Genomic DNA, 392 nt, shown 5'->3' on the forward strand with positions numbered 1-392 from the left:
ACCTGGTGCTGGCGCTGGGCGCCACCTGGCGCGTGGTGACGGTCAAGACGCTGGCGCCCGCCGGCCTGGTGCTGCTGTACGAGCTGCAGTTGAGGCAGGCATGAGCTTCACTGCGGACCTTGGGAAGTTCGCCGCGCGAGCCAAGGGCAACATCGATACGGCCACGCGTCAGGCCACGGTGCTGCTGGCCAAGGGAGTGATCCTGAAGTCGCCGTTCGACACCGGGCGCTTTCGCGCGAACTGGCAATTTTCGGCGGCCGGCATCCAGCGTGCCACGTCGATGGCGGTCGATCCGGATGGGCAGGTAACGCTCCATCGACTGGTAGCCGATATCAAGCAGACACGCGCCGGCGGTGTGACTTACCTGTCGAACTCGCTGCCCTATGCCGTAC

General features: G+C 65.6%; 1 protein-coding gene. It reads left to right on the top strand.

Features of this window, described 5'->3' with window-relative positions; all coding sequences use genetic code 11:
* Window positions 1-100: 100 nt before the first annotated feature.
* Window positions 101-392 (top strand): HK97 gp10 family phage protein (locus D3227_RS40880; RefSeq protein WP_120019489.1); only part of this gene is annotated, 292 nt, incomplete at its 3' end.

The sequence above is a fragment of the Mesorhizobium waimense genome (assembly GCF_003601975.1).
Lineage (GTDB): Bacteria > Pseudomonadota > Alphaproteobacteria > Rhizobiales > Rhizobiaceae > Mesorhizobium > Mesorhizobium waimense.